The 23,812-nt window shown below is 66.2% G+C and carries 25 protein-coding genes; 9 read left to right on the top strand and 16 right to left on the bottom strand.

What is annotated here, in order from left to right; translation table 11 throughout:
• Positions 1 to 37 precede the first annotated feature (37 nt).
• From ACFSQR_RS07785 to flgL, 8 genes are all read left to right on the top strand, one after another.
• Positions 38 to 1,549 carry a flagellar hook protein FlgE gene (locus ACFSQR_RS07785; RefSeq protein WP_377729120.1) on the top strand — a complete coding sequence of 504 codons (1,512 nt, stop codon included), beginning with the start codon at positions 38 to 40 and terminating at the stop codon, positions 1,547 to 1,549.
• Between the two features lie 63 nt (positions 1,550 to 1,612).
• A complete protein-coding gene (flgF, locus tag ACFSQR_RS07780; protein ID WP_377729119.1) occupies positions 1,613 to 2,353 on the top strand; it encodes a flagellar basal-body rod protein FlgF in 741 nt (246 codons plus the stop codon).
• A gap of 138 nt (positions 2,354 to 2,491) precedes the next feature.
• Positions 2,492 to 3,274 carry a flagellar basal-body rod protein FlgG gene (gene flgG / locus ACFSQR_RS07775; protein ID WP_377729118.1) on the top strand — a complete coding sequence of 261 codons (783 nt, stop codon included), beginning with the start codon at positions 2,492 to 2,494 and terminating at the stop codon, positions 3,272 to 3,274.
• A gap of 23 nt (positions 3,275 to 3,297) precedes the next feature.
• Positions 3,298 to 3,942 carry a flagellar basal body L-ring protein FlgH gene (locus tag ACFSQR_RS07770; protein ID WP_377729117.1) on the top strand — a complete coding sequence of 215 codons (645 nt, stop codon included), beginning with the start codon at positions 3,298 to 3,300 and terminating at the stop codon, positions 3,940 to 3,942.
• A gap of 11 nt (positions 3,943 to 3,953) precedes the next feature.
• Positions 3,954 to 5,057 (top strand): flagellar basal body P-ring protein FlgI, encoded by a 1,104-nt coding sequence (locus ACFSQR_RS07765; protein WP_377729116.1) that lies wholly within the window; start codon positions 3,954 to 3,956, stop codon positions 5,055 to 5,057.
• Between the two features lie 9 nt (positions 5,058 to 5,066).
• Positions 5,067 to 6,014: a flagellar assembly peptidoglycan hydrolase FlgJ gene (gene flgJ / locus ACFSQR_RS07760; protein ID WP_377729115.1), complete on the top strand. Its 948-nt coding sequence runs from the start codon at positions 5,067 to 5,069 to the stop codon at positions 6,012 to 6,014.
• 102 nt (positions 6,015 to 6,116) lie between these two features.
• Positions 6,117 to 8,045, top strand: a complete 1,929-nt coding sequence (gene flgK / locus ACFSQR_RS07755) for a flagellar hook-associated protein FlgK (protein WP_377729114.1) — start codon at positions 6,117 to 6,119, stop codon at positions 8,043 to 8,045.
• A 2-nt stretch (positions 8,046 to 8,047) separates the two neighbouring features.
• Entirely contained in the window at positions 8,048 to 9,265 is a 1,218-nt protein-coding gene (gene flgL, locus ACFSQR_RS07750; RefSeq protein ID WP_377729113.1) for a flagellar hook-associated protein FlgL, read from the top strand.
• 69 nt (positions 9,266 to 9,334) lie between these two features.
• Here the strand turns inward: flgL and fliR are convergent, their stop codons facing one another.
• The 13 genes from fliR to fliF form a co-directional block, all read right to left on the bottom strand.
• Entirely contained in the window at positions 9,335 to 10,165 is an 831-nt protein-coding gene (fliR, locus tag ACFSQR_RS07745; RefSeq protein WP_377729112.1) for a flagellar biosynthetic protein FliR, read from the bottom strand.
• A gap of 85 nt (positions 10,166 to 10,250) precedes the next feature.
• Positions 10,251 to 10,520 carry a flagellar biosynthesis protein FliQ gene (gene fliQ, locus ACFSQR_RS07740; RefSeq protein WP_377729111.1) on the bottom strand — a complete coding sequence of 90 codons (270 nt, stop codon included), beginning with the start codon at positions 10,518 to 10,520 and terminating at the stop codon, positions 10,251 to 10,253.
• 8 nt (positions 10,521 to 10,528) lie between these two features.
• The gene (gene fliP / locus ACFSQR_RS07735) at positions 10,529 to 11,275 is read right to left on the bottom strand and encodes a flagellar type III secretion system pore protein FliP (RefSeq protein ID WP_377729110.1); all 747 of its coding nucleotides are present in this window, start codon (positions 11,273 to 11,275) and stop codon (positions 10,529 to 10,531) included.
• The gene (gene fliO, locus ACFSQR_RS07730) at positions 11,265 to 11,891 is read right to left on the bottom strand and encodes a flagellar biosynthetic protein FliO (protein ID WP_377729109.1); all 627 of its coding nucleotides are present in this window, start codon (positions 11,889 to 11,891) and stop codon (positions 11,265 to 11,267) included. The genes fliP and fliO overlap by 11 nt, the downstream gene beginning before the upstream one ends.
• Positions 11,888 to 12,307 (bottom strand): flagellar motor switch protein FliN, encoded by a 420-nt coding sequence (gene fliN, locus ACFSQR_RS07725; RefSeq protein WP_377729108.1) that lies wholly within the window; start codon positions 12,305 to 12,307, stop codon positions 11,888 to 11,890. Before fliN ends, fliO begins: the two co-directional genes overlap by 4 nt.
• A gap of 22 nt (positions 12,308 to 12,329) precedes the next feature.
• Positions 12,330 to 13,313: a flagellar motor switch protein FliM gene (fliM, locus tag ACFSQR_RS07720; RefSeq protein ID WP_377729107.1), complete on the bottom strand. Its 984-nt coding sequence runs from the start codon at positions 13,311 to 13,313 to the stop codon at positions 12,330 to 12,332.
• Positions 13,314 to 13,322: 9 nt separating this feature from the next.
• Positions 13,323 to 13,820, bottom strand: coding sequence for a flagellar basal body-associated protein FliL (gene fliL, locus ACFSQR_RS07715; RefSeq protein ID WP_377729106.1), 498 nt, complete (start codon positions 13,818 to 13,820; stop codon positions 13,323 to 13,325).
• 237 nt (positions 13,821 to 14,057) lie between these two features.
• A complete protein-coding gene (locus tag ACFSQR_RS07710; protein WP_377729105.1) occupies positions 14,058 to 15,557 on the bottom strand; it encodes a flagellar hook-length control protein FliK in 1,500 nt (499 codons plus the stop codon).
• Between the two features lie 18 nt (positions 15,558 to 15,575).
• The gene (gene fliJ, locus ACFSQR_RS07705; RefSeq protein WP_377729103.1) at positions 15,576 to 16,016 is read right to left on the bottom strand and encodes a flagellar export protein FliJ; all 441 of its coding nucleotides are present in this window, start codon (positions 16,014 to 16,016) and stop codon (positions 15,576 to 15,578) included.
• A 35-nt stretch (positions 16,017 to 16,051) separates the two neighbouring features.
• Positions 16,052 to 17,470, bottom strand: coding sequence for a flagellar protein export ATPase FliI (fliI, locus tag ACFSQR_RS07700; protein WP_377729102.1), 1,419 nt, complete (start codon positions 17,468 to 17,470; stop codon positions 16,052 to 16,054).
• Positions 17,470 to 18,120 carry a flagellar assembly protein FliH gene (locus ACFSQR_RS07695; protein ID WP_377729101.1) on the bottom strand — a complete coding sequence of 217 codons (651 nt, stop codon included), beginning with the start codon at positions 18,118 to 18,120 and terminating at the stop codon, positions 17,470 to 17,472. Before ACFSQR_RS07695 ends, fliI begins: the two co-directional genes overlap by 1 nt.
• Positions 18,120 to 19,115, bottom strand: coding sequence for a flagellar motor switch protein FliG (fliG, locus tag ACFSQR_RS07690; RefSeq protein WP_377729100.1), 996 nt, complete (start codon positions 19,113 to 19,115; stop codon positions 18,120 to 18,122). The genes ACFSQR_RS07695 and fliG overlap by 1 nt, the downstream gene beginning before the upstream one ends.
• Positions 19,108 to 20,772 carry a flagellar basal-body MS-ring/collar protein FliF gene (fliF, locus tag ACFSQR_RS07685; RefSeq protein WP_377729099.1) on the bottom strand — a complete coding sequence of 555 codons (1,665 nt, stop codon included), beginning with the start codon at positions 20,770 to 20,772 and terminating at the stop codon, positions 19,108 to 19,110. Before fliF ends, fliG begins: the two co-directional genes overlap by 8 nt.
• Positions 20,773 to 20,959: 187 nt before the next feature.
• Here fliF and fliE point away from each other — a divergent pair, with 187 nt between their 5' ends.
• Positions 20,960 to 21,328, top strand: coding sequence for a flagellar hook-basal body complex protein FliE (fliE, locus tag ACFSQR_RS07680; protein WP_377729098.1), 369 nt, complete (start codon positions 20,960 to 20,962; stop codon positions 21,326 to 21,328).
• Positions 21,329 to 21,384: 56 nt separating this feature from the next.
• Here the strand turns inward: fliE and ACFSQR_RS07675 are convergent, their stop codons facing one another.
• Genes ACFSQR_RS07675 through ACFSQR_RS07665 form a run of 3 tightly spaced genes read right to left on the bottom strand, consistent with a single transcriptional unit; the run spans position 21,385 to position 23,729 of the window.
• Complete coding sequence (locus ACFSQR_RS07675) at positions 21,385 to 22,125, bottom strand: flagellar brake protein (RefSeq protein WP_377729097.1); 741 nt, start codon at positions 22,123 to 22,125, stop codon at positions 21,385 to 21,387.
• Entirely contained in the window at positions 22,115 to 22,483 is a 369-nt protein-coding gene (locus ACFSQR_RS07670) for an EscU/YscU/HrcU family type III secretion system export apparatus switch protein (protein ID WP_377729096.1), read from the bottom strand. Before ACFSQR_RS07670 ends, ACFSQR_RS07675 begins: the two co-directional genes overlap by 11 nt.
• Entirely contained in the window at positions 22,476 to 23,729 is a 1,254-nt protein-coding gene (locus ACFSQR_RS07665) for a flagellar hook-length control protein FliK (RefSeq protein ID WP_377729095.1), read from the bottom strand. Before ACFSQR_RS07665 ends, ACFSQR_RS07670 begins: the two co-directional genes overlap by 8 nt.
• Positions 23,730 to 23,812 lie beyond the last annotated feature (83 nt).

Below are 23,812 nucleotides of genomic sequence, written 5' to 3'. Positions count from 1 at the left end.
ACCGCGCCTCACACTCTCAAAATTCAGGAGAAATCACATGTCTTTCCAACAAGGTCTTAGTGGCTTGAACGGCGCGGCGAAATCGCTGGACGTCATCGGTAACAACATCGCCAACGCCAGCACCGTCGGCTTCAAGGGTTCGCAGGCGCAGTTCGCCGACGTGTACGCGAACTCGCTGAACGGCACCAGCGGCAACCAGGCCGGCATCGGCTCCAAGGTCTCGCTGATCGCCCAGCAGTTCACCCAGGGGAATATCGAATCGTCGAACAACCCGCTCGACATCGCCATCAACGGCGGCGGCTTCTTCCGCACTTCGCTGAACGGCGCGATCCAGTACACCCGCAACGGCCAGTTCTCGATGGACAAGCAGGGCTACATCGTCAACGCCCAGGGCGCCACGCTGACCGGCTACATGGCCGACAACGGCGGCCAGATCCTCGCCGGCACCCCGCAGCCGCTGCGCATCGACACCGCCGACCTGCCGCCGCGCGTCACCAGCCTGGTCACCACCGGCATCAACCTGGATTCGCGTTCCACCGTCCCGGTCAACACACCGTTCGATGCGAGCAATCCGGAGACCTACAACAAGCAGGTGCCGATCGACGTGTACGACACGCTCGGTAACGCCCACACCCTGTCCGTGTTCTATGTGAAGGCCGGCCCGTCGCAATGGGACGTGTACGTGGCCAGCGATGGCGTCGAGCGCCAGATGCAGGCCGCCGCCGCCGCCGCATCGGACGACAGCACCGCGCTGGGCGCCGCTGCGCTGGCTGCGCGCAATGCCGTGCCGTTCAACGCGACCAACTATGCCAACGCCGCAGCGGCTGCCGTGAACGCGGTCGCTTCCGCGAACGGTGCGCCGGCATCGCTGGCAGCTATCGTCAGCGCTGCCGCAACGACCGAAGCGGGCGTGGTCGGCACCAACGCCGACCAGATCGACGCGGCCATCGCTGCATCGCTGTCCTCGGTGCCGCCGAGCCAGACCATTCCTGCGTCGCGCGTCGGCCGCCTGGTCTTCAACGAGTCCGGCACGCTGAGCGCGCTGACCACGCCGGCCATGCCGTTCACGGTGTCGATGCCGCTGTTCCCGGCCACCGGCGCCGACCCGATCGCGCTGGAGCTGGACTTCACCGGCTCCACCCAGTTCGGTTCCACCACCGCCGTCAACCGCATCACCCAGGACGGCTACACCGCCGGCCAGCTGACCCGCTTCACCGCCGGCGCCGACGGCGTCGTGCTGGGCCAGTACAGCAACGGCCAGTCGCAGGCGCTGGGCCAGATTGTGCTGGCGAACTTCGCCAACCCGAACGGCCTGACCCCGCTGGGCAACAACGCCTGGTCCGAGACCTCGGCGTCCGGTACCGCGCTGGTGGGCAGCCCCAACTCGGGCAGCTTCGGCGTGCTGCAATCGTCAGCCGTGGAAAACTCCAACGTCGACCTGACCGCGGAACTGGTCAGCATGATCACCGCGCAGCGCGTCTACCAGGCCAACGCGCAAACGATCAAGACGCAGGACTCGGTCCTGCAGACCCTGGTCAACCTGCGTTAATAAGAGCAGCAAAGAACGGGGACTGTCCCTAAGGGACTGTCCCCGAGTTAACGGGAATTCATCATGGACCGTCTCATCTACACCGCCGGCAGCGGCGCCAAGCACCTCCTCGAGCGCCAGGCGACCACGTCGAACAACCTGGCCAATCTGTCCACCACGGGCTTCCGTGCGCAGATCGATTCGTTCCGCGCGGTGCCGGTGCAGGGCGAAGGGCTGCCCACGCGCACCTTCGTGGTCAACTCCACGGTCGGCGCGGACTTCTCCAGCGGCGCATTCCAGGTCACCGGCCGTGACCTCGACGTCGCGGTCAAGGGCAAGGGCTGGATCGCGGTGCAGATGGCGGACGGCTCGGAAGCCTATACCCGCAACGGCTCGCTGCAAATGAGCCCGAACGGCGTGCTGACCACCGCCGCCGGCCAGGTAGTGCAGGGCGACGGCGGCCCGATCACGGTCCCGCCGGAAGTCACCGTTTCGATCGGCGGCGACGGCACCATCACCACCATTGCCAGCACCACCCAGCCGGGCGCGCCGACCACGCTCGGCCGCCTCAAGCTGGTCAACCCGCCGGAGGCCGACCTGGTGCGCGGCGACGACGGCCTGTTCCGCCTCAAGAACGGCGCCGCGGCGCCTGCCGACCCGGACGTGCGCGTCGCCGGCGGCGCCCTGGAAGGCAGCAACGTCAACGCCATCGAATCGATGGTCACCATGATCTCGCTCGCGCACGCGTTCGAGACCCAAATGAGCCTGCTGAAGAACGCCGAGAATAACGCGGCGAAAGCCACCCAGATCCTCGCTTTGGGTTGACGCTCTCCGCTGCATAATTGATTTGTGGGCGAAAGGTGGGGCCCCCCGAAATGGGGACAGACCCCATTTTCAAAAAAAATGGGGTCTGTCCCCATTTTCGGGCTTGTCCCCTTTTCGCACGCCTAATCTGGAGAGTTTATGATCCGTTCCCTGTTTATCGCCAAGACCGGCCTGGAAGCGCAGCAGACCCAGCTCGACGTCATCACCAACAATCTGTCGAACGTCAGCACCAACGGCTTCAAGCGTTCGCGTGCGGTGTTCGAGGACCTGCTGTACCAGAACGTGCGCCAGCCCGGCGCGCAGTCGTCGCAGCAGACCAACCTGCCATCCGGCCTGCAGATCGGCACCGGCGTGCGCGCGGTGGCGACGGAACGCATTTTCACCCAGGGTAATCCGCAGGCCACCGGCAATTCCAAGGACCTGATGATCAACGGCAGCGGCTTCTTCCAGGTCCTGCTCCCGGACGGCACTACCGGCTACACCCGCGACGGCTCGTTCCAGAGCGACGCCAACGGCCAGCTGGTCACCTCCAGCGGCTATGTGATCCAGCCGTCGATCACCGTTCCGCCGAACGCGCAGACCATCACGGTCGCGCGCGACGGCACCGTGTCGGTCACGCTGCCGAACACCGCGGCGCCGGCGCAGATCGGCTCCCTGCAGCTCGCCACCTTCGTCAACCCGGCCGGCCTGGAAGCGAAGGGCGAGAACATCTACGTCGAAACCGGCGCCTCCGGCACCGCCAACGTCAACACCCCGGGCACCAACGGCGCCGGCGTGCTGATGCAGGGCTATGTCGAAACCTCCAACGTCAACGTGGTCGAGGAAATGGTCAACATGATCCAGACCCAGCGCGCGTACGAAATCAACTCGAAGGCCATCACCACCTCCGACCAGATGCTGCAGAAGCTGTCGCAGCTCTGATTTCCCGGGTGATTGAGGAAGCAATGAAGACCATCTTTATCCTTGCCGCGGCGCTGGCGCTGGCCGCCTGCGGCACGACCCCCACCTCCATCGTGCAGGCGCCGACCAGCGCGCGTCCGCTGCCGCCCGAGCCGCAGGCCAACGCCAACGGCGCCATCTACCAGGCCGCGACCTACCGCCCGATGTTCGAGGACCGCCGCGCGCGCCACATCGGCGACATCATGACCATCCGGATCGTCGAGAACACCACCGCCAACAAGGCGGGCGCGAGCTCCGGCAACAAGGCAGGTTCCGCCGAATTCGCGGTGCCGGGCGTGATGCAGGCGAAGCTGGGCAGCGGTGTGTCGCTGGAATCGGACATCAACTACACCGACGCCGACCGCCAGAGCGCCAGCAATGTCTTCTCCGGCACGCTGTCGGTCACCGTGACCGAAGTGCTCGCGAACGGCAACCTGATCGTGGCGGGCGAGAAGCAGGTCTCGCTGAACAAGGGCGTGGAATTCATCCGCTTCTCCGGCATGGTCAACCCCGACTCGATCACCAACAACAGCGTGCTCTCGACCCAGGTCGCCGATGCGCGCATCGAGTATCGCACCAACAGCCGCCTGGACCGCGCCGAGATGATGTCGATGGCGTCGCGCTTCTTCCTGTCGATGCTGCCGTTCTAGTGAGGGCGACCATGCGCAAACTCCTTACCTTCCTTGCTGCCGCAGCCGTACTTCTTGCCAGTCCGCTGGCACAGGCGGAACGCCTGAAGGACCTGGCCACGATTGCCGGCGTCCGCGAGAACCAGCTGTCCGGCTACGGCATCGTCGTGGGCCTGGACGGCACCGGCGACCAGACCACCCAGACCCCGTTCACCGTGCAATCGATCGCCGCGATGCTGCAGCAGCAGGGCGTGAGCCTGCCGCCGGGCACCGCGCTGCAGCTCAAGAACGTCGCCGCCGTGATGGTCACCACCTCGCTGCCTGCGTTCGCGCAGCCGGGCCAGACCATCGATATCACCGTCTCTTCGATCGGTAACGCTAAAAGCCTGCGCGGCGGCACGCTGGTCATGACCCCGCTGAAGGGCGCGGACGGCCAGATCTACGCGATGGCGCAAGGGAATGTGCTGGTCGGCGGCGTCGGCGCACAGGCCGGCGGCGCGCAGACCGTGGTGAACCACCTCTCGGTCGGCAAGATCTCGAATGGCGCCACCGTCGAACGGGCGGTCGCCAATTCGCTCGGCGCGGACAACCAGATCCGCCTTGAACTCAAGCAGACCGACTTTGCCACCGCTGCGCGCGTGGTGGAGGCGGTCAACAACCACTTCGGTCCCGGCATCGCGACCGCGCTGGACGGCCGCGTGGTGCGCGTGCGCACCCCGTCCTCGTCGGACCAGCGCGTGGCCTTCCTCGGCATCCTGCAGGGCCTGGACGTAAGCCCGGACAAGGGCGCGGCGAAAGTCATCATGAATGCGCGCACCGGTTCCGTGGTCATGAACCAGGCGGTCATGCTGGAAGCCTGTGCGATCTCGCACGGCAACCTGTCCGTCACGATCACCAACGACACCCAGGTCAGCCAGCCGAATCCCCGTTCGGGCGGCCAGACCGCGGTCACGCAGAACGCCAGCATCGAAATCCGCAAGGATCCGGGCAAGGTGCTGAACGTGCCAGGCGGCGCTTCGCTGGCCGAAGTGGTCAAGGCGATGAATGCGATCGGCGCCTCGCCGCAGGACCTGCTGTCGATCCTGCAGGCGCTCAAGGCCGCGGGTTCGCTGCGCGCCGAGCTCGAGATCATCTAAGGCACTGCCATGATCGACCGTAACGACCTGACCGGCAAGCTGGCCCTCGACACCAAGGGTCTTGGCCAGCTGCGCCAGGCCGCCAAGAACAATTCGCCGGAAGCGCTCAAGGGCGCGGCCACGCAGTTCGAGGCGATGTTCATCAACATGATGATGAAGTCGATGCGCGACGCCACGCCGCAGGACGGCATGATGGACAACCAGCAGACCAAGATGTTTACCACCATGCTGGACCAGCAGCTGAGCCAGAACATGGCCAAGCGCGGCATGGGCCTGGCCGACATGCTGGTGCGCCAGCTGTCCCCGGTCACGCAGGGGCAGGCGCTGGCGATCGGCGGGGAGGGCGGCGCGTCCGCTCCGGGCAATGCGATGGCAGCGCTGCAGGCCTACGGCCCAGGCGCGCACGCCGGCAAGGCCGCCCGCGCGTCGGGCGCAGGCGCGTTCGCCGCGATGGCGCCGGTCGAAACGGGACGCAGCGCGTCCGGCCGCCCGCAGGCGCCGCACGTGAAGAGGTTCCAGGACAAGCTGGAAGCGCACGCGCAGGAAGCGAGCCGCGCGACCGGCATTCCGGCCAAGTTCATGATCGGCCAGGCGGCGCTGGAAAGCGGCTGGGGCAAGCGCGAGATCCGCAATGCGGACGGCACCTCCAGCCACAACCTGTTCGGCATCAAGGCCGGCAAGGGCTGGACCGGCAAGACCACCGACGTGGTCACCACCGAATACGTGAACGGCGTCGCCCAGCGCAAGGTCGAGAAATTCCGCGCCTACGACTCGTACGCGGACAGCTTCAAGGATTACGCGCGGCTGTTGTCGAATAATCCACGTTACGAAAAAGTGATGGCCAGTGCCGGCGACGCTGCCAGCTTCGCCCACGGCCTGCAGCGCGCCGGTTACGCGACCGACCCGGCCTATGGCGCCAAGCTGGAACGGATCATTCGTCACTCGCTGGCTGGTTAGGGAAGGGGACATTCCCCGAGCCGGCGTTGACGAAACGACAGCATAAAGTTTCCGTACGGCATGCCGTAGATACGGATAGGATAGAGAAGGATGTGAGGAATTATGGCCGGTAACCTGTTCAGCATTGCGAAGTCGGGACTGCTCGCCGCCCAGGCAGGCTTGAGTACGACCGGACACAATATCGCGAATGCCAATACGATCGGCTACAGCCGCCAGGAAGTGGTGCAGCGTGCCGGCACCGCGCAGGACTTCGGCTACGGTTTCGTCGGCGGCGGCACCGAGATCTCGCAGATCAAGCGCTATTCCGACGATTTCATGAATACGCAGGTGCGCTCGGCCACGGCGACCGTGAGCTCGCTCAACTCCTATATGGAGCAGGTCACCCAGATCGACAACGTGCTGGCCGACGCTTCGTCTGGCCTGTCGCCGGCGCTGCAGGACTTCTTCAAGGGCGTGCAGGACGCCGCCTCCAATCCCGGCTCCACCGCGGCGCGCCAAAGCCTGCTGTCCTCGGCCGGCACGCTGACCGCGCGCTTCCAGGCCATCGACGCGCGCCTGTCCGAAGTGCGCGAGAGCGTCAATGCGCAGATCTCCGCCAATGTCGATTCGATCAACTCGTACGCCCAGCAGATCGCGCAGCTGAACGACAGCATCGCCGACTACAGCCGCAACTCCAATGCGCCGCCGAACGACCTGCTCGACCGCCGCGACCAGCTGGTGATCGACCTGAGCAAGCACGTGCGCGCGACCGTCACGCCGGGCACCAACAATAGCCTGACCGTGTCGATCGGCAGCGGCCAGCCGCTGGTGGTCGGCGCCAAGACCTTCCAGCTGACCACGACCACCTCGGCAGAAGACCCGAGCCGCATCGAAGTGGGCTACTTCTCGAACGGGAAGGTCTCCCAGCTCAGCGCCAAGTCGATGCAGGGCGGCGAACTGGGCGGCCTGATGGAATTCCGTTCCGAGTCGCTGGACCGCGCCCAGAATGCGATCGGCCGCATCGCGATCGGCCTGGCCGAGACCTTCAATGCGCAGCACCGCCTGGGCCAGGATATGAACGGCGCGGCGGGCGTCGACTTCTTCAAGCTCTCGCCGATTACCGTGCGCGAGGCGGGCACCAACAATCCGGCGTCCACCGTGGTGCCGGCTGTCACCGTGGATAACGTCCAGGGCCTGACCTTGTCCGACTACGACATGACCTTCGACGGCACCGACTACATCGTCACGCGCATCCCCGCGGGCGAAGTGGCCGGCTCGTTCTCGGCCGTTTCCGGCGGCGGCATCATCGACGGCCTGCGTTTCGATACCACCAGCGGCACCGCGACCGCCGGCGACCGTTTCCGCATCCGTCCGACCTCGGAAGGCGCGTCCGCCATTACGCTGAACATCAACCACGTGAGCCAGATCGCGGCCGCCGCGCCGATCGCGACGGGCCGTGGCAACAACACCGGCAACGCCACCATTACCGAAGGCACGGTCGATGCGGGCTACCGGGGAGCGCCGCTGGCCGCTCCCGTCACCTTCACGTACGACAAGGCCACCAACTCGTTCACCGGCACCATCGCCACCGTGCCGCCGGCCGCCTATCCGAGCGCCGCGCCGATTCCGTACGTGGCCGGCGCCGACTTGAACATGGGCGGCATGCACTTCTCGATCTCGGGCACGCCGAACGACGGCGACACCTTCACGGTCGGCCCCAACACGGGCGGCGTGGGCGACAACCGCAACATGCGCCTGCTGGGCCAGCTGCAGACCACCAACCTGTTCGACGGGAAGACGTCCAGCTTCCAGGGCTCGTACGCGCAGCTGGTCAGCTACGTCGGCAACAAGACCCGCGAAGTGCAGGTCAACGCCAGCGCCGGCCAGGCGCTGCTGAACCAGGCCACCGTCTCGCAGCAGGAAGTCTCGGGCGTCAACCTGGACGAAGAAGCGGCCAACCTGCTCAAGTACCAGCAGGCCTACCAGGCCGCCGGCAAGGCGATGCAGATTGCCAGCACCCTGTTCGACACCCTGCTCTCGTTAGGACACTAATCATGCGCATCAGCACCCGCGTCCTCTTTGAGACCGGCACCAACCAGCTGGGCACCCTGCAGTCGCAGCTGGCCAAGACCCAGATGCAGCTGGCAACCAACCGCCGCATCCTCACGCCGTCGGACGACCCGATCGCATCGGCGCGCGCGCTGGAAATCACCCAGTCGCAGGCAGTCAATGCGCAGTACGCGGTGAACCGCTCGAACGCCCGCGACTCGCTGTCGCACGTCGAGATGGCTTTGGCCAACGCCTCCGGACTGCTGCAGGACGTGAAGGCAATGACTGTCAGCGCGGGCAATGCGGCGCTCCAGCAGTCCGACCGCGAAGCGCTGGCGACGGAACTGGCGGGGCGCCTGGAAGACCTGATGGCCATCGCGAACAGTTCCGACGGCATGGGCAACTACCTGTTCTCGGGCTACCGCAGCACCACGCAGCCATTCACCAAGACCTCGGGCGGCGTCGTGAGCTACGGCGGCGACTACGGCCAGCGCGAGCTGCAGGTTGGCAGCGCGCGCAAGCTCGAGACCACCGAGTCCGGCGCTTCGGTATTCCTCGATATCCCGACCGGCAACGGCAAATTCTCGACCAGCGCGGTGGCCGCAAACACGGGCACCGGCGTCATCTCGCAGGGCACGGTATCGAATCCGGCAGCGCTCAGCAACGACACCTTCGAGCTCGAATTCGACACGACCGATCCGGCCAACCCGACCTACACGGTGACCAACACCAGCACCGGCGCCGTCCTCGCGTCTGCGCAGGCATACAAGGCAGGCGATCCGATCACGGTGAGCGGCATGACCTTCGACGTGAAGGGCGCCCCGGCGGACGGCGACCGCTTCACGATCGAACCGGCCAAGCGCCAGTCCATGTTCGAGACGATCGGCAACCTGATCAACGTGCTGCGCACGCCGACGCCATCGGCGACGGACCGCGAGAAGGCGACCGCCGAACTGTCGAAGATCGGCCAGAACCTGTCGAACGCGCTGGACAACGTGCTGACCTCGCGTGCCAGCGTGGGCGCCCGGATGAAGGAACTGGACTACCTCGACAGCGCCGGCGAAGACCTCGACATCCAGTACGCCGCGCGCAAATCCGAGCTGGAAGACCTGGACATGGTGAAAGCGATCTCGCAGTTCTCGCAGCAGCAGTTCGCGCTCGAAGCCGCGCAGAAATCGTTCAAGACCCTGACCGGCCTGTCCCTCTTCAACTACATCGGCTAACCCGCCCCGTCACCTCAAAAAATGGGGTCTGTCCCCATTTTCGAAATGGGGACAGACCCCATTTTCAGGTCAGGGCTGAGCGGGAGCCGGCGGAGCCGGTGCAGCCACCGGCGCCCTCGCCGCAGCCGCCCTCGGGATACTCCTGCTGGCCTCGATCCCCCGGTTGAACAGCCCCTGGAACGGACCCGCGAGGTAGGGCAGCACCAGGCTTAGCACGATGAAGCCCACCCCTAGCGAGATCGGGAAGCCGATACCGAACAGGTTCAGTTGCGGCGCCGCCCGCGTCAGGATGCCGAGCGCCACGTTCGTCATCAGCAGCGCCGCGACCAGCGGCAGCGACAGCTGCAGCCCGGAGCGGAAGATCTCACCGCCCCAGCGCGCCATTTCATATGGTCCGCCGATCGACAGTGGCGTGGCCGACACAGGCAGCGTGTAGAAGCTCTCGGCCAGCACTTCGATCAGGATCAGGTGCCCGTTCACGGCCAGGAACGCCATGGTGGCGACCAGCGTGAGGAACTGGCTGATGCCGGACGAGCGTCCCTGCGTCAGCGGGTCGAAGAAGCTCGCAAAGCCCAGGCCCATGGTCAGGCTGGCGACTTCGCCGGCCATCTCGATCGCAGCGAACACGATGCGCATGGCAAAGCCCATCGCCAGGCCGATCAGCATCTCCTGCGCGACGATCAGCAAGCCGGCCATCGAGGTCGGGTTCACCGCCGGCATGGCGGGGATCGCGGGCGCGATCACCAGCGCAAGCGTCGCGCCCAGCATCACCTTGACGGTGGTGGGCACGGCGGAATTACCGAACAGGGGCGCGGAGGCGACCAGCCCGAGCATGCGGGACAGCGGCCACAGGAAGGCGGCGATCCAGGTATTGAGTTCGCCGCTGGTCAGCGTCAGCATGAGGGGCGTCCCCGCGCATGCGTGAGGGTGCGTACGCTCGGTACGGATCCCCGCGTGCGCGGGGATGAGACGGGATCGTGCATCGCTAGCCGATCAGGCCCGGAATGCTGGTGAACACCTGCCGCATATAGTCGAGCATCACGGCCAGCATCCACGGCCCGGCCACCACCAGTGCGACAAAGATGCCGACCAGCTTGGGAATGAACGACAGCGTCGCTTCGTTGATCTGGGTCGCCGCCTGGAAGATGGAGACGATCAGGCCGATGATCAGCGCGACCAGCAGCATGGGCGCGGCCACCATCAGCGTGACTTCCATCGCCGTGCGGCCCATGGTCATGACGGTTTCTGGAGTCATGTGCCCACCTAATAGAAACTTTGGGAGAGGGAGCCGAGCAGCAGCTGCCAGCCGTCCACCAGCACGAACAGCATCAGCTTGAACGGCAGCGCAATCACTGCGGGCGACATCATCATCATACCCATCGACATGAGCACCGATGCGACCACCATGTCGATGATCAGGAACGGGATGAAGATCGCAAAGCCGATCTGGAATGCGGTCTTGAGCTCACTGGTGACGAAGGCCGGGATCAGGATCCGCAGCGGAATGTCCTCGGCGCTTTGCAGCGGCGCCGAGCGCGAGATCTTGACAAACAGCGCCAGGTCGGCCTGGCGCGTCTGGCGCGTCATGAACTCCTTGAGCGGTTTGGCGGCGCGGTTCATCGCCTCGGTCATCTCGATGCGGTTCTCCTGCATCGGCTGGTAGGCCTCGGTGTAGATGCGGTCCAGCGTCGGACCCATCACGAACAGCGTGAGGAACAGCGACAGGCCGACGATCACCTGGTTCGGCGGCGCGCCTTGCGTGCCCAGCGCCTGGCGCAGCAGCGACAGCACGATGACGATGCGCGTGAAGCTGGTCATCATCAGCAGCGCGGCCGGGAGGAAGGTGAGGGACGTGAGCAGGAGCAGCGTCTGGACCGGCAGCGAGTACGACGTGCCGCCGCCCGGCGCCGGCGCGCTGTTGAAGGCCGGTATGCCCTGCGCGCCCGCGACCAGCGGCAATAGCAGTACCACGCCGAGCGTCAGCAGGCGGCGGAGATTCTTATTTTGCATTACGTTTTTCGATCGTCTGTTTCAGCCACTGCGCGAAGTTGGGCGCGGGTGCGGCGTGGGCCTGCAGTTCCGCGCTGGCGGCAAGGCCTTCCTGGCGCGGCATGGTGGCAAGGGCATTGATACGGCCGGGCGATGCGCCGACCACGATCCACTGGTCGCCTACTTCCACCACCACGATGCGTTCGCGGCCGCCCAGGTTCAGCGCGCCGACGATGTGCAGGTTGCTGGCGCCGGTCGGCTGGCGCGGGCCCCAGCGCTTCAGCCCCCAGGCCATCACGGCCAGCAGGCCGAGGACCACGCCCAGGGCCATGATGGTTTGCAGCAGGCTGCCGACGCCGGGCGTGCCGGTGGACGGCGGGACGATTTGCACGGGATTGGCCGGGGTGGCCGGGCGCGGCATGGCCGCCGTCGTGTCTTCGGTGGTGGGCGCCGGGATCGGCGTGATCTTTGTGCCGGGCGCGGCGGGGGCTGTTCCTACGAAGCCACGCGCTCCCGCCTCGCTTGCGGCCGCGGGACGGTCCGCTGCGGGGACGGTCTCCTTGACTGCAGCGAAAGCCGGGGACGGTCCCAGGAGGACGGTCCCCAGCAGCATGACCAGCGCCAGGCGGGCGATCATTTATTGAGCTTGCGGATGCGCTCGGACGGCGAAATGATGTCCGTGAGGCGGATACCGAACTTGTCGTTCACGACCACCACCTCGCCCTGGGCGATCAGGCAGCCGTTGACCAGCACGTCCATCGGTTCGCCGGCCAGGCCGTCCAGTTCCACCACCGAGCCTTGCGCCAGTTGCAGCAGGTTCTTGATGGCGATCTTGGTGCGCCCCAGTTCCACGGTCAGCTGGACCGGGATGTCGAGGATGAAGTCGATATCGTTCGGGGTCTCGTTGCGCGCGCCCTTGTTGGTGAAATCCTTGAACACGGCGGCGCTGGCGGTCTGCTGGTTGGCCAGCGCATCCGCTTCGGCTTTCGCCTGTTCCGCAATCGCGGCGCCCCATTCGTCGTCGAGGCTTTGATCGTCCTGGGTATCAGACATCGTGTACTCCTAAGTTCCTGCGCTACTTGTTGTTCTCGCTCGAGGCGGCGAGAAGTTTTTCCACTTTGACTGCGTACTGGCCGTTCATCACGCCATAGGTGCAGTCCATGACCGGGACGCCATCCACCGTGGCCTGGATCATCTCAGGCACCTGCAGCGGAATGATATCGCCGATTTTGAAATTGAGGATTTCGTCAAACGAGGCCTTACCGGTGCCCAGCGTGGCCACCAGTTCGACTTCCGCCACCTGGATCTGCTGCGTGAGCAGGCGGATCCAGCGCTTGTCCACCTCGAGGGCTTCGCCCTGCAGGCTGGAGGTCAGCGCGTCGCGGATCGGTTCGATCATCGAGTACGGCATGCAGAAGTGGATCTGGCCGGATACCGATCCCAGTTCCACCGTGAAGGTCGACGCCACCACGACCTCGTTCGGCGTGGCGATGTTGGCGAACTGCGTGTTCATCTCCGAACGGATGTATTCGAATTCGACCGGGAACACAGGCTCCCACGAACGTGTATAGGCGTCGAACACGATGTCCAGGATGCGCATGATGATGCGCTGCTCGGTCTGCGTGAAGTCGCGGCCCTCGACGCGGGTGTGGAAGCGGCCGTCGCCGCCGAACAGGTTATCCACCAGCAGGAATACCAGGCCCGGATCGAACACCATCAGCGCGGTGCCGCGCAGGGGCTTCATGTGCACCAGGTTCAGGTTGGTCGGTACCACCAGGTTGCGGACGAACTCCGAATACTTCGACACGCGCACGGTGCCCACCGAGACTTCGGCGGAACGGCGCAGGAAGTTAAACAGGCCCACGCGCAGCAGGCGCGCGAAACGCTCGTTGATGATCTCGAGCGTCGGCATGCGGCCGCGGACGATGCGCTCCTGCGTCGCAAGGTTATAAGTTCGTACCCCCGAAGTCTCTTCAGGCGCGACTGCGTCGTCCTGGTCGCCGTTGACCCCCTTGAGGAGGGCATCGACTTCTTCCTGGGAGAGGAAATTATCGGCCATGATGCTCTGTTACTGGATGACGAACGAGGTAAACAGCACTTCGCTCACGACCGGGGACGCGCCCTTGGCCACGAACGGCTCCTTGACCGCCGCGACGATCTCGCGGCCCAGCTGCTGCTTGCCTTCCACGGTGGAGATTTCGGATTTGCGCTTGCCCGACAGGAGCATCAGCACGCGGCTGCGCACCTTCGGCATGTTCTGCTTCAGCAGTTCTTCCTGTTCCAGGTTCGGCACCTGCAGGGTCAGGGCGATCTGCAGGTAGGCGTCGCCGTCTTCAGGCTGCAGGTTCACCACGAACTGCTCGAGCGGAACGAACACGGCCGGCTCGTTCGAGACTTCTTCCTTGGCCGGCTTGCCATCGGCCGATTGCGAGAAGTACCACGCGGCCGCGCCGCCGCCGCCCGCCAGGATGGCGCCGGCCAGGGCGATGATCAGCATGTTCTTCTTGGGCGCGACAGCTGGTGCGTCGGCTTTCGAATCGGCTTTGGATTTTGTCTTTGCGTTCAAGGGCGCCTCGATACTTCAGGGGTGGTTCCGGGATGAGCCGTAATTATGTCATTATCGGGAAAGATTGAGCAGGCAGATGCGTCGAAAAGGGGGAGGAACCACGCCTTTCTCGGGCGACCAGCCATCACGCCGTTCCCGCCGACGCGGCGACCCATGCCGGATTTGCACCGTGGCCGCTCATCGCGCGGCCTCGGATGCTCGTAATCGGGGCCCGCGTCCGCAGGTACGACGTGCTACTTACGCGAAGGTGTCGACCACGCCGTTCGCGACGCGGCGCACCGGCGCTGCAGGCGCGGCGCCATCGCCATCCGCCGCCACGCCGTTGCCACGGTTATTGCCATTGCCATTGTGGCCACCCGCGCGCGCATCCTGCCCGCGCTGCGCCTGCTGTTGCTGTTCCGGCATCCCCGCGTTGACGGTCGCGCTGCCCAGCGTGATGCCGCTTTCGCCCATCATCTCGCGTAGCCGCGGCATCGCGTTTTCCAGCGCCTGCCTCACTTCCAGCTGTTGCGAGCTGAATGCCACGCTGGCCTGGTCATTGCTGATGTTCAGGACCACCTGCACCGGACCCAGGTCCGGCGGGTTCAGGGTCAGCGAAGCGCTTTGTTCCGCGCCGGCGGCCATGAACACGATCTTCTGACCCAGCTGCTTATCCCAGGCGGGCGTACCCACGCGTGCGGCCAGGCGATCGCCGCCGGCCATCGCGCTGGCCTGCACCTGATCGGTGCGCGCTGCCTGCAGCTGCGTTGCAAAGGCCTCGGCGGGCGCAGGTGCTTCAGCCGCCACCGGCTCTGGCATCGCTTCACCTGCGGAAGCCAGCGTTGCCAGCTCCTCTTGAGACTGGGCCCCCTGCGCCGCGGCCGGCTGGGCTGGCTGTGCTGCCGCAGGGCGGGCCGGCGCAGGCTGCGCCACCACGCCCGCCAGCAGGTCGGACACCGTCTGCGCCGTATCGCCTGGCGTGATGGAGACGGGGGCCTGCGATACCTGCGTCGCGCTCGCGAACATGGACCGCAGCTGAGCTCCGCCTTCCCCCTCCGGTCGCGCCGCGGCGCCCGTGCCAACCGTCTGCACAGCCTGGACCAGCGCCTGCGCAAACATGGCAGAAGCCGGGGATCGCGGCGTGACACCGCTCGCGTGCACCTCCACAGCAGGCTTCTGCGCTGCCACGGCCTCTGCGCGGCCGGCGCCAGCCAGCGCCGCCGCACCCGACCCGGGCACAGACCCGGAAATGGGGACAGACCCCATTTCCGAAATGGGGTCTGTCCCCATTTCCGGTGCGGCTTGAGCCAAGGGCGCCGGGATGCTGGCAGCCGAAATGGAGGCAGAAATGGGGTCTGTCCCCATTTTCGAAATGGGGTCTGTCCCCATTTTGGGTGCGGCTGGGGCGGCGGTGCGCGCTGGCTGCGCCAGGCTTGCCGCCAGGGCCAGCATGTCGGTGACGGGGGCGATCGCGGATGCGTCGGCGGCGAGGGCGGCTTCTTCCGCTGCATCGGCGGCTGCCTCGGCGGCTGCGTCGTGTGGCTGCGCTGCTGCTGTGGCAGCGGCGCCGGGACGCAGGTCCGCTGCGGGGTCGGTGGCCAGATTGTCTGCGGGCTGCTGGCGCTGGCCGATCTCGCGCGACAGCGCTTCGGCGAACGGGGTGGTGGCGTCCGCCGGGGCGGCGGCGGCGGGGCCGCGCGCGCCGGCAGGGGCCGCGCTGGCGGCGTTGATCGAGGTCGGGATGGTCTGAGCTTGCATATTTTCGGGGGTGTTTCGTTAGCGCCGGTAATAGGCTTGCCGTGCCGCGTGTTCGTCCATCAGTTTCTGGTCGCGCTTGTTCTCGAGCTTGAGCGCCTCTTCGGCCGCACGGTTCGAGAGCGTCTGGTAGGACAGGCGCTTGCGCTCCGCGTCCTGCCACCTGGTCTTTTCCGTCGCCGCCTTGGCCTGGGCGTGCCTGAGCACTTCGCGCTGGCCGTTGGTGGCCGCATCCAGCTTGCCCATGAAGGCGACAAAGTTCTGGTACGCCATCGGTGTGATGCCGCTGGACTGCGCCTGCAGCAGCCGGGCGGCGTAGTCGTCACGGTAGCCGAGCAGCATTTCGAGCTTTTGCTGCGCTTCCTCGACGCCTTTGAGCGCCGCGCCGAGCCGCTTGGCGGCGTCGTCGGTGTCGCGCTGCGCCAGTTCGATCAGCGTCTCGAGTGCGGATTGCTTAGCCATTGGAGACGATTATAGGAGCCCGCCCGCGCGTCCGATCACGGGAACAGCGAGGTAAGTTGGGCCAAGCTCTGGTCCATGCCGACTTTTTCGGTGATTTCCTGGCACAGGAACTCTTCGATGGCGCCATTCAGCTGGATCGCCTGGTCCAGCACCGGGTCGGTGCCGGCCGCGTAGGCGCCCACCGCGACCAGGTCGCGCGAGCGCTCGAAGCGCGAGTACAGCTGTTTGAGCTTGCGCGCCGATTTCTGGTGCTCCGGCGTGGTGATCGAGTGCATGACGCGGCTGATCGACTGTTCGATGTCGATGGCGGGGTAGTGGCCCGCTTCCGCCAGGCGCCGGTTCAGGACGAAGTGGCCGTCCAGGATCGCGCGCGCCGAGTCGGCGATCGGGTCCTGCTGGTCGTCGCCCTCGGTCAGGACGGTGTAGAAGGCGGTGATCGAGCCGCCGCCTTCCGGGCCGTTGCCGGCGCGTTCGACCAGCACCGGCAGTTTGGCGAACACCGACGGCGGATAGCCCTTGGTGGCCGGCGGTTCGCCGATCGCCAGCGCGATTTCGCGCTGCGCCATCGCGTAGCGGGTCAGCGAGTCCATGATCAGCAGCACGTCCTTGCCCTGGTCGCGGAAATGCTCCGCGATCGCGGTGGCGTAGGCCGCACCCTGCAGGCGCATGAGGGGAGGGGTGTCGGCGGGCGCCGCCACCACGACCGAGCGCGCCAGGCCTTCCTCGCCCAGGATATGTTCGATGAATTCCTTCACCTCGCGTCCCCGCTCGCCGATCAGGCCGACGACGATGACGTCGGCGGCGCTGTAGCGCGCCATCATGCCCAGCAGGACCGATTTGCCGACGCCGGAACCGGCGAACAGGCCGAGGCGCTGGCCGCGGCCGACGGTCAGCATGGCGTTAATGGCGCGCACGCCCACGTCCATGGTGTCGGTGATCGGCTGGCGTTCGAGCGGATTGGCCGGGCGCACGTTGATCGGCGCGCTGTCTTCGGTGTGCAGTGGACCTTTGTTGTCGAGCGGGCGGCCGGCGCCGTCCAGCACGCGGCCCAGCAGCTGCTGGCCCACCGGCAGGTGGCGCGCGCGGTCGCTCGGGCGGCGGCGCGGGTGCGACACGGAACCGGGACGGGGCACATTGGCCTCGACCGGGAACACGCGCGTGCCGGGCACCACTCCTTCCACATCGCTTTGCGGCATCAGGAACAGGCGGTCGCCGTCGAAGCCGACCACTTCCGCCTCGATGCGCGCGCCGTTCGACAGCGGGATCGTGCACGCGGAGCCGACCGCCAGGCGCAGGCCCACACATTCCATCACCAGGCCGGCGACGCGCGTCACGCGGCCGGAAATCTGCATCGGTTCGACGAAGCCGACCAGCGCGCTGCAGTCCTTGAGGTAGGAGCGCCAGCGCGCGGTGTGGCGGTCCGGCGCCGCTGCGTTGGCAGTTGCCGCGTCCATTATCCGAGCCAGTCCGTGTTCTTGCCCAGCGCGTGGGCGATGCGGTTCCAGCGGCTCGCGGCTTGCGCGTCGATCTGGTTATGCGGTGTGTCGAGCTTGCAGCCGCCGCGCGCGATCTGGTAATCCTCCACGATGCGCCAGCCGGCAGCATCGAGCTCGTCGCCCAGGCCCTCGCGCACCAGGTCGGCGTCGAGCGGATTGAGCATCAGCAGCGCGGGCTGCTGCACCACCGGCAGGTATTCGATCGCTTCGCGCACCACCGGCAGCACCAGTTCGGGTTTCACTTCGAGCGCGGTGCGCAGCATCGAGCGCGACAGGTTGAGCGCCAGGTCCAGCACGTCGGCCGCGATGTGCTCGTCGGCGCGCGCAAGCGCCTGGCTGAATTCAGCGGCGATCTGGCGCACGTACTGCAGCTCCGCGGCGGCCTCGGTGCGGCCGATGGCCAGGCCTTCCTGGAAGCCCGCCTCGCGGCCCGCTTCAAGGCCGGCCTGGCGGGCCTGTTCGAACACCGCCGCGACCTGCGCCTCGGTCGGCATTTCGACAGCCGGCGGAGCAGGCTGGCGTGCTGCGACCACGCTCGGGCGCTCGTCGCCGAAGGAGGTCATTTCCCAGCGCTGGTAGGCGCTCATCGTTTCTTTCGACATACTCATCAGATGAACGAGTCCTCACCCTTGCCGCCCAGGACGATCTGGCCTTCGTCCGCCAGGCGGCGCACGATCTGCAGGATCTGCTTCTGCTGCGACTCGACCTCGGACAGGCGCACCGGGCCCTTGGACTCGAGGTCTTCGCGCATCATCTCGGCCGCACGCGAGGACATGTTGCGGAAGATCTTCTCGCGCAGGTCCTGCGAAGCGCCCTTGAGCGCGATGATCAGCATCTCGGACTGCACTTCGCGCAGCAGCAGCTGGATGCCGCGGTCGTCGATGTCGATGACGTTATCGAACACGAACATCTCGTCCATGATCTTCTGCGCCATGTCGTTGTCGTAGTTCTTGATGTTGTCCATGACCGAGCTTTCCTGGTCGCCGGACATGAAGTTGAGGATCTCCGCCGCCGCGCGCACGCCGCCCAGCGAGGACTTCTTGATGTTCTCGTTACCCGACAGGAGCTTGGTCAGCACGTCGTTCAGTTCGCGCAGCGCGGCCGGCTGCACGCCGTCCAGCGTGGCGATGCGCAGCACCACGTCGTTGCGCAGGCGGTCGGTGAAGCAGGACAGGATCTCGCAGGCCTGGTCGCGTTCCAGGTGGACCAGGATGGTCGCGATGATTTGCGGGTGCTCGTTGCGGATCAGTTCCGCCACCGAGTTTGCGTCCATCCACTTCAGGCTTTCGATGCCGCTCGCGTCCTTGCCGCCCAGGATGCGCGACAGCAGGACCGAGGCCTTGTCGTCGCCCAGCGCCTTGGTCAGCACCTGGCGGATGTACTCGTCCGAGTCCAGGCCGACGGTTGAATTCAGGTCGGTCTGCTCGCGGAACGATTCCAGCACGCCCACCACCTGCTCGTGCTGCACGCCCTTCATGGTCGCCATCGCGGCGCCCAGCTTGAGAACCTCGCGCGGGCCGAGGAATTTCATCACTTCGGCCGCTTCCGCCTCGCCAATGGCGAGCATCAGGATTGCGGCCTTCTGGATGCCGTTATCATTCATTGGAACCCACCCATGCTTTCACTACGTTTGCGACGACGCGCGGATCTTCCTTGGCAAGCGTCTTGGCCGCTTCCAGGTTGTCGCGGTAGCCGCGGTTCTGTTTGACTTCCAGCTCGTTGAGCTGGGCGCGCTCGAGCGCATCCTCCGCCTCTTCCGGATCCGGACGCACCGGCTCCGGCACATCGGTGATCTCGTCCAGCTTGCGCATCACGGGGCGCATCAACGGACGCAGCATGCGGAAGTACAGGAAGGCGAGCAGCACGATCGCCACGATGTACTTCGCGGTTTCCTTCGCCAGCGGGAGATTCTCCGGATCGCGGTACCACTCCACCTGCGGGCCCAGGTCGGCCGGCTTGTCGACGCCGTCGAACGGGGCGTTGGTGACGTTCACGACGTCGCCGCGCTCCTGCGAGAAGCCCATCGCGCCGCGCACCAGGTCATTGATCTGGGTGACTTCGGCCGGCGACAGCGGACGCACGGTGACCTTGCCGGTCTTCGGATCGACGATGCGGCGGTAGTTCACCACCACCCCGACCGTCAGGCGCTTGATGCCGCCCATCGGGCGCTGCTCGTAGCGGATGGTCTTGTCGACCTCGAAATTGGTGGTGGCGTTCCTGCTCGCAGGGCCGGCCTGGGTGTTCGGTGCGCCTGGCGCAGCCTGCGCGCCGTTCGCGTCCAGCGGTGCGGCGGCGGCGCCCGGCGGCTGGTTCGACAGCGCGCCCGGCACGCCGGCGGCCGGCGGCGTGGCCGGGGCGCCCGATTCGGCGGTGTGGCTGCTGCGGATGGCCGACTCGTTGGGCGGCGAATTCGGCTTGTAGGTTTCGGCGGCGGTATCGACCTGCGCGAAATCGATGTCGGCGGTCGCTTCGGCGCGCACATTGCCCTGGCCGACGATCGGGGTGACGATCGATTCGACCTGGCGCACGATCTGCTGCTGCAGCTGGGTCACGTACTTGAGCTGGTTCGGGTCGAGCTGGCGCGCGCCGGCCTGCCGGGACGTCTCGGACAGCAGGTTGCCGGACTGGTCGACCACCGTCACGTTCGACGCGGTCAGCTTCGGTACGCTGGAGGCGACCAGGTTGACGATGGCCTGCACCTGGGCCGGGTCGAGCGCGCGGTTCTGGTGCAGGTTGAGCAGGACCGAAGCGGTCGGCTGCTGCTGTTCGCGCACGAACACGGAGTCCTTCGGCAGCGCCAGGTGCACGCGCGCGGCCGACACGGCGGCCAGCGACTCGATCGAGCGCGCCAGTTCGCCTTCCAGGGAGCGCTGGTAGTTGACCTGTTCATGGAACTGGGACACGCCCAGCTTCTGGTTTTCCATCAGCTCGAAGCCGACGTTGCCGCCCTTGGGCAGGCCTTGCGCGGCCAGCTTCAGGCGCGCATCGTGCACCTTGTCGGCCGGGACCAGGATCGCGCCGCCGCCTTCGGAGAACTTGTACTCGATCTGCATCTGGTCCAGCGCCGCGGTGAGGGCGCCGCCGTCGCGGTCGGTGAAGTTGGCAAACAGCACACGGTATTCCGGCTGCTGGCTCCACATCCACACCGCCGCCATGATCGCGACCACGACCGCAATGCCGCCGCCGATGAGGATGTTCTTCCCGAACGAGGTCTGCAGGAATGGGGTAGGAGCGGTGTCGAGTGCGTCGGCTACTGCCATGGTTGGTTCCGGTGAATGTGGGTTGGGCTCAGGCAGAATTATGGACCCGGGCCTGGGCGGGCAAACCTTCAAATAGGAGGCCTATTCCGGTCCTACTCCTGAGAAATTGCGTGACCTGCCACTGTTATCCTGACAGCCTGAAAAAAGTGAATCGGTATTTTACCGGGGCAACAGAGAGGACCTCAAAATGAACGTTGGCGGCATTGACCAGAATCGCATCCTGGCCATGATGGAGCAGCTCAAGGCGGCGGCGCAGCGGCCGTCCGGCGCGCCCGACGTGGGCAATGCCCTCGGGCTCGGCGGCGCCGTGCCGGGCGCGGGTCCGGCCGCCAAGGTCGACTTCTCGGACGCACTGAAGAACTCGCTCCAGGCGGTCAGCGACAGCCAGAAGAGTGCGCAGGAGCTGGGGCAGCGCTTTGCGCTGGGTGACGACTCGGTCAGCCTGTCGGATGTGATGATCAATATGCAAAAGGCGAGCATCAACTTCCAGGCGACGGTGCAGGTACGCAATAAGCTGGTGTCGGCCTATCACGAAATCATGAACATGCAGGTGTAAGGGAGGAAAGGGGACTGCCCCTGCGCCGCTGGGCGGGCAGTTCAGTCCCAGGATCCTTAGCCCAGTCCGGCGATGCGGGCGTTGCGCTCGCGCTCGAGCTTGGTGATGTACTTCTGCACCGCGGCCAGGTTGCCGCGCGAGATATTGACGAACTGGCAGCCCACGCGCCGGTTGGTCTTGCCGTTCAGCAGGGTGATGTCGAGGTGGTTGCGGACCTGCAGGCTGGTGGTGACGTTGCCGATCTCGGGCACTTCGATGATGCAGTTCTCGAACATCTTGCCGACCTCGTCGCCCAGCTGGTGCTGGTTGTCGAGGATGGCGATGCCGCCGCAGCTGATGTCGGCCAGCGGCAGCAGGTGCACCGCGCCGCAGTCGTCGGCAGGCAGGCGCACCTTGACCGGATTGCCGACCGGCGTTTCCATCCGGTAGAACTCGCGGCGCTGCAGGCGGATCAGCGACTCCGGAATATCCATGCGCAGTGCAGGGCGGTCGTCGTAGGTCGTCTCTTCCAGCGTCTCGGTGCTGAACATGATCCGGATCTTGTCGAGCGAACTTTCGAACCCGACGCGTTTCGCCTCGACCATGCGGCGGTTCTGGGCACGGTCGATCGAGCAGTCGAGGTAGACGCTGTCGCTGTCCGGGTCCACTTCCAGCACCGACGTCACGCACACGTCCGATTCCCCACCGGCCGCCAGGCGCACCAGTTGCTTCTTCTCGCGGATGCCGCGCAGGAGGGCGATGATCTCGCGGCGGGACTCCACCGTGTAGTCGTGCCAGTTTTCCAGGTTATTGGTCATTTGTTGAATCTGTTGCAGCCGTGTCTCGTTGATCGATAGTTGGAATAATTATTTCCGGCGGCTCTGGCAAAGAGCGTCCATCCTTTTGCGCAGATTCAACATGATAAAGCCATGCAAGCAGTTCCGCAACGACGCGGTAGAGCAGGGGCGGGATGGTCTTGTCGAGGTCGACCTGCATCAGTAATGACACCAGTTCCTTCGACTCGTGCACGAAGACGCCCGATTGACCGGCCTTTTTGATGATCTGTTCGGCAATCAGCCCTTTGCCCTTGGCGACGACCTTGGGCGCCGGGTCTCCGGTGCGGTAGGCCAAGGCGACCGCGGCGGCGGTCGGTCCCGGCCGGTTCGGGTCAGACATCGCCGTTCCCGTCGCGCACGCTGAACGACACCAGCCGCGCGCCGGCCGCACCGAGCGAGTCGCCCAGTTCATGCGCGCGGCGGCGCAGCAGCCCGGCGGTCTCCGGCGCGCCCGCATCCAGCTTGACCTGCACATTCTCGCCCGACAGCACCACCGTCGCCCCGATTTCGCCCAAGCCCTCGAAGCGGAACTTCATGCCGCTGCGCCATGCCGGCTCGCCCTCGTCGCCCGTGCGGCCGTCCTTGCCCCCGTCCTCGCGCACGATCTCCCACTCAACCGGCTGGCCTGGCAGCAGCTGGCCCATCCACACGATCCGGCCCTGTTCCTGGGTCGCCAGCTGCAGGTTGACGAAGCCGGCGCTGGCCGGATCCGTGGCCGGGTTGCGCGGGGGCGCGCCTTCGGCGATGCGCTCCATCTGCGGCTCGCGCGCGATCTCGCTGAGCGGCCGCTCGCCTGCGGTCCACTCGCGCAGGTGCGATTCGTAGAACAGGCCGCTGCGGCCGACTGCATCCTTGAGCGACTGGGCGATATGGCGCGCATCCGGCGCGGCATTCGGATCGAGCAGTGGCGTGCGCGCGACCACCGCGGTTTGCGGCGCCGGGTTGCGCGCCGCGGTTGCCAGTACCTCGGTGATCACGCGCGCGCCTTCGGACAACTGCGCCGGGGTCGTGTTCGGATCGAGCGGCGGCAGGTGCGCGGCCGCCACCAGCGGCGCCTTGCTCAGAAGGAGGGCGGCGAGCGAACTTGGCTTGCCCGATGCGGCCTGGGCGGACAGCGCGCCCTGCTGGGCGCCGGCCGCATCGCCGGCGCGCGCCTGCGCCATGGTCGCGGCAGCAATGTGGACGGTGGCGGCGGACTGCGGCGCGGTGCGTGCCGGTGGCGCGGGATCGGGCAGGTCGTAGCCCGCGTCGGCTTCGGCGTATGCCACGGTGGGCGCGCCGGAGGCGGTCTGCGTGTTGAACTGGAAGGTGGGGCGTGGCGAGATCGCCACCAGGTGCAGCGACACCGTGGTGCCAGGCTGGGTCGACGGCGGCAGCATCATGCGCGCGGGCGTGTCCGCGACCTTGACGACGAAGCTGCCGTCCGCCAGTCTGGACAGGACATCGCCGCGCAGGGTCTTGCCCAACTGGCCGCCAAGCGCGCGTTCGAACTCCTGCTGGCGCGGATCGGCCGCCGGTTCCACCGCCAGCGCCGGCTTGATCGCGCCGACCGGGTTGAGCCTCAGGATGTCGGAGCGCGGCAGCATGTCATCGTTGTGGTAGGTAGGGGACCTTCCCTGTGGGACTGTCCCCAGTCTTTAAAGGCCGGGGACAGTCCCAAAGGGACAGT

Source organism: Pseudoduganella sp. GCM10020061 (assembly GCF_042683405.1).
GTDB lineage: Bacteria > Pseudomonadota > Gammaproteobacteria > Burkholderiales > Burkholderiaceae_D > Telluria.
Note: the sequence above shows the minus strand (reverse complement) of the source record. Positions and strands in the feature narration are given on the sequence as shown.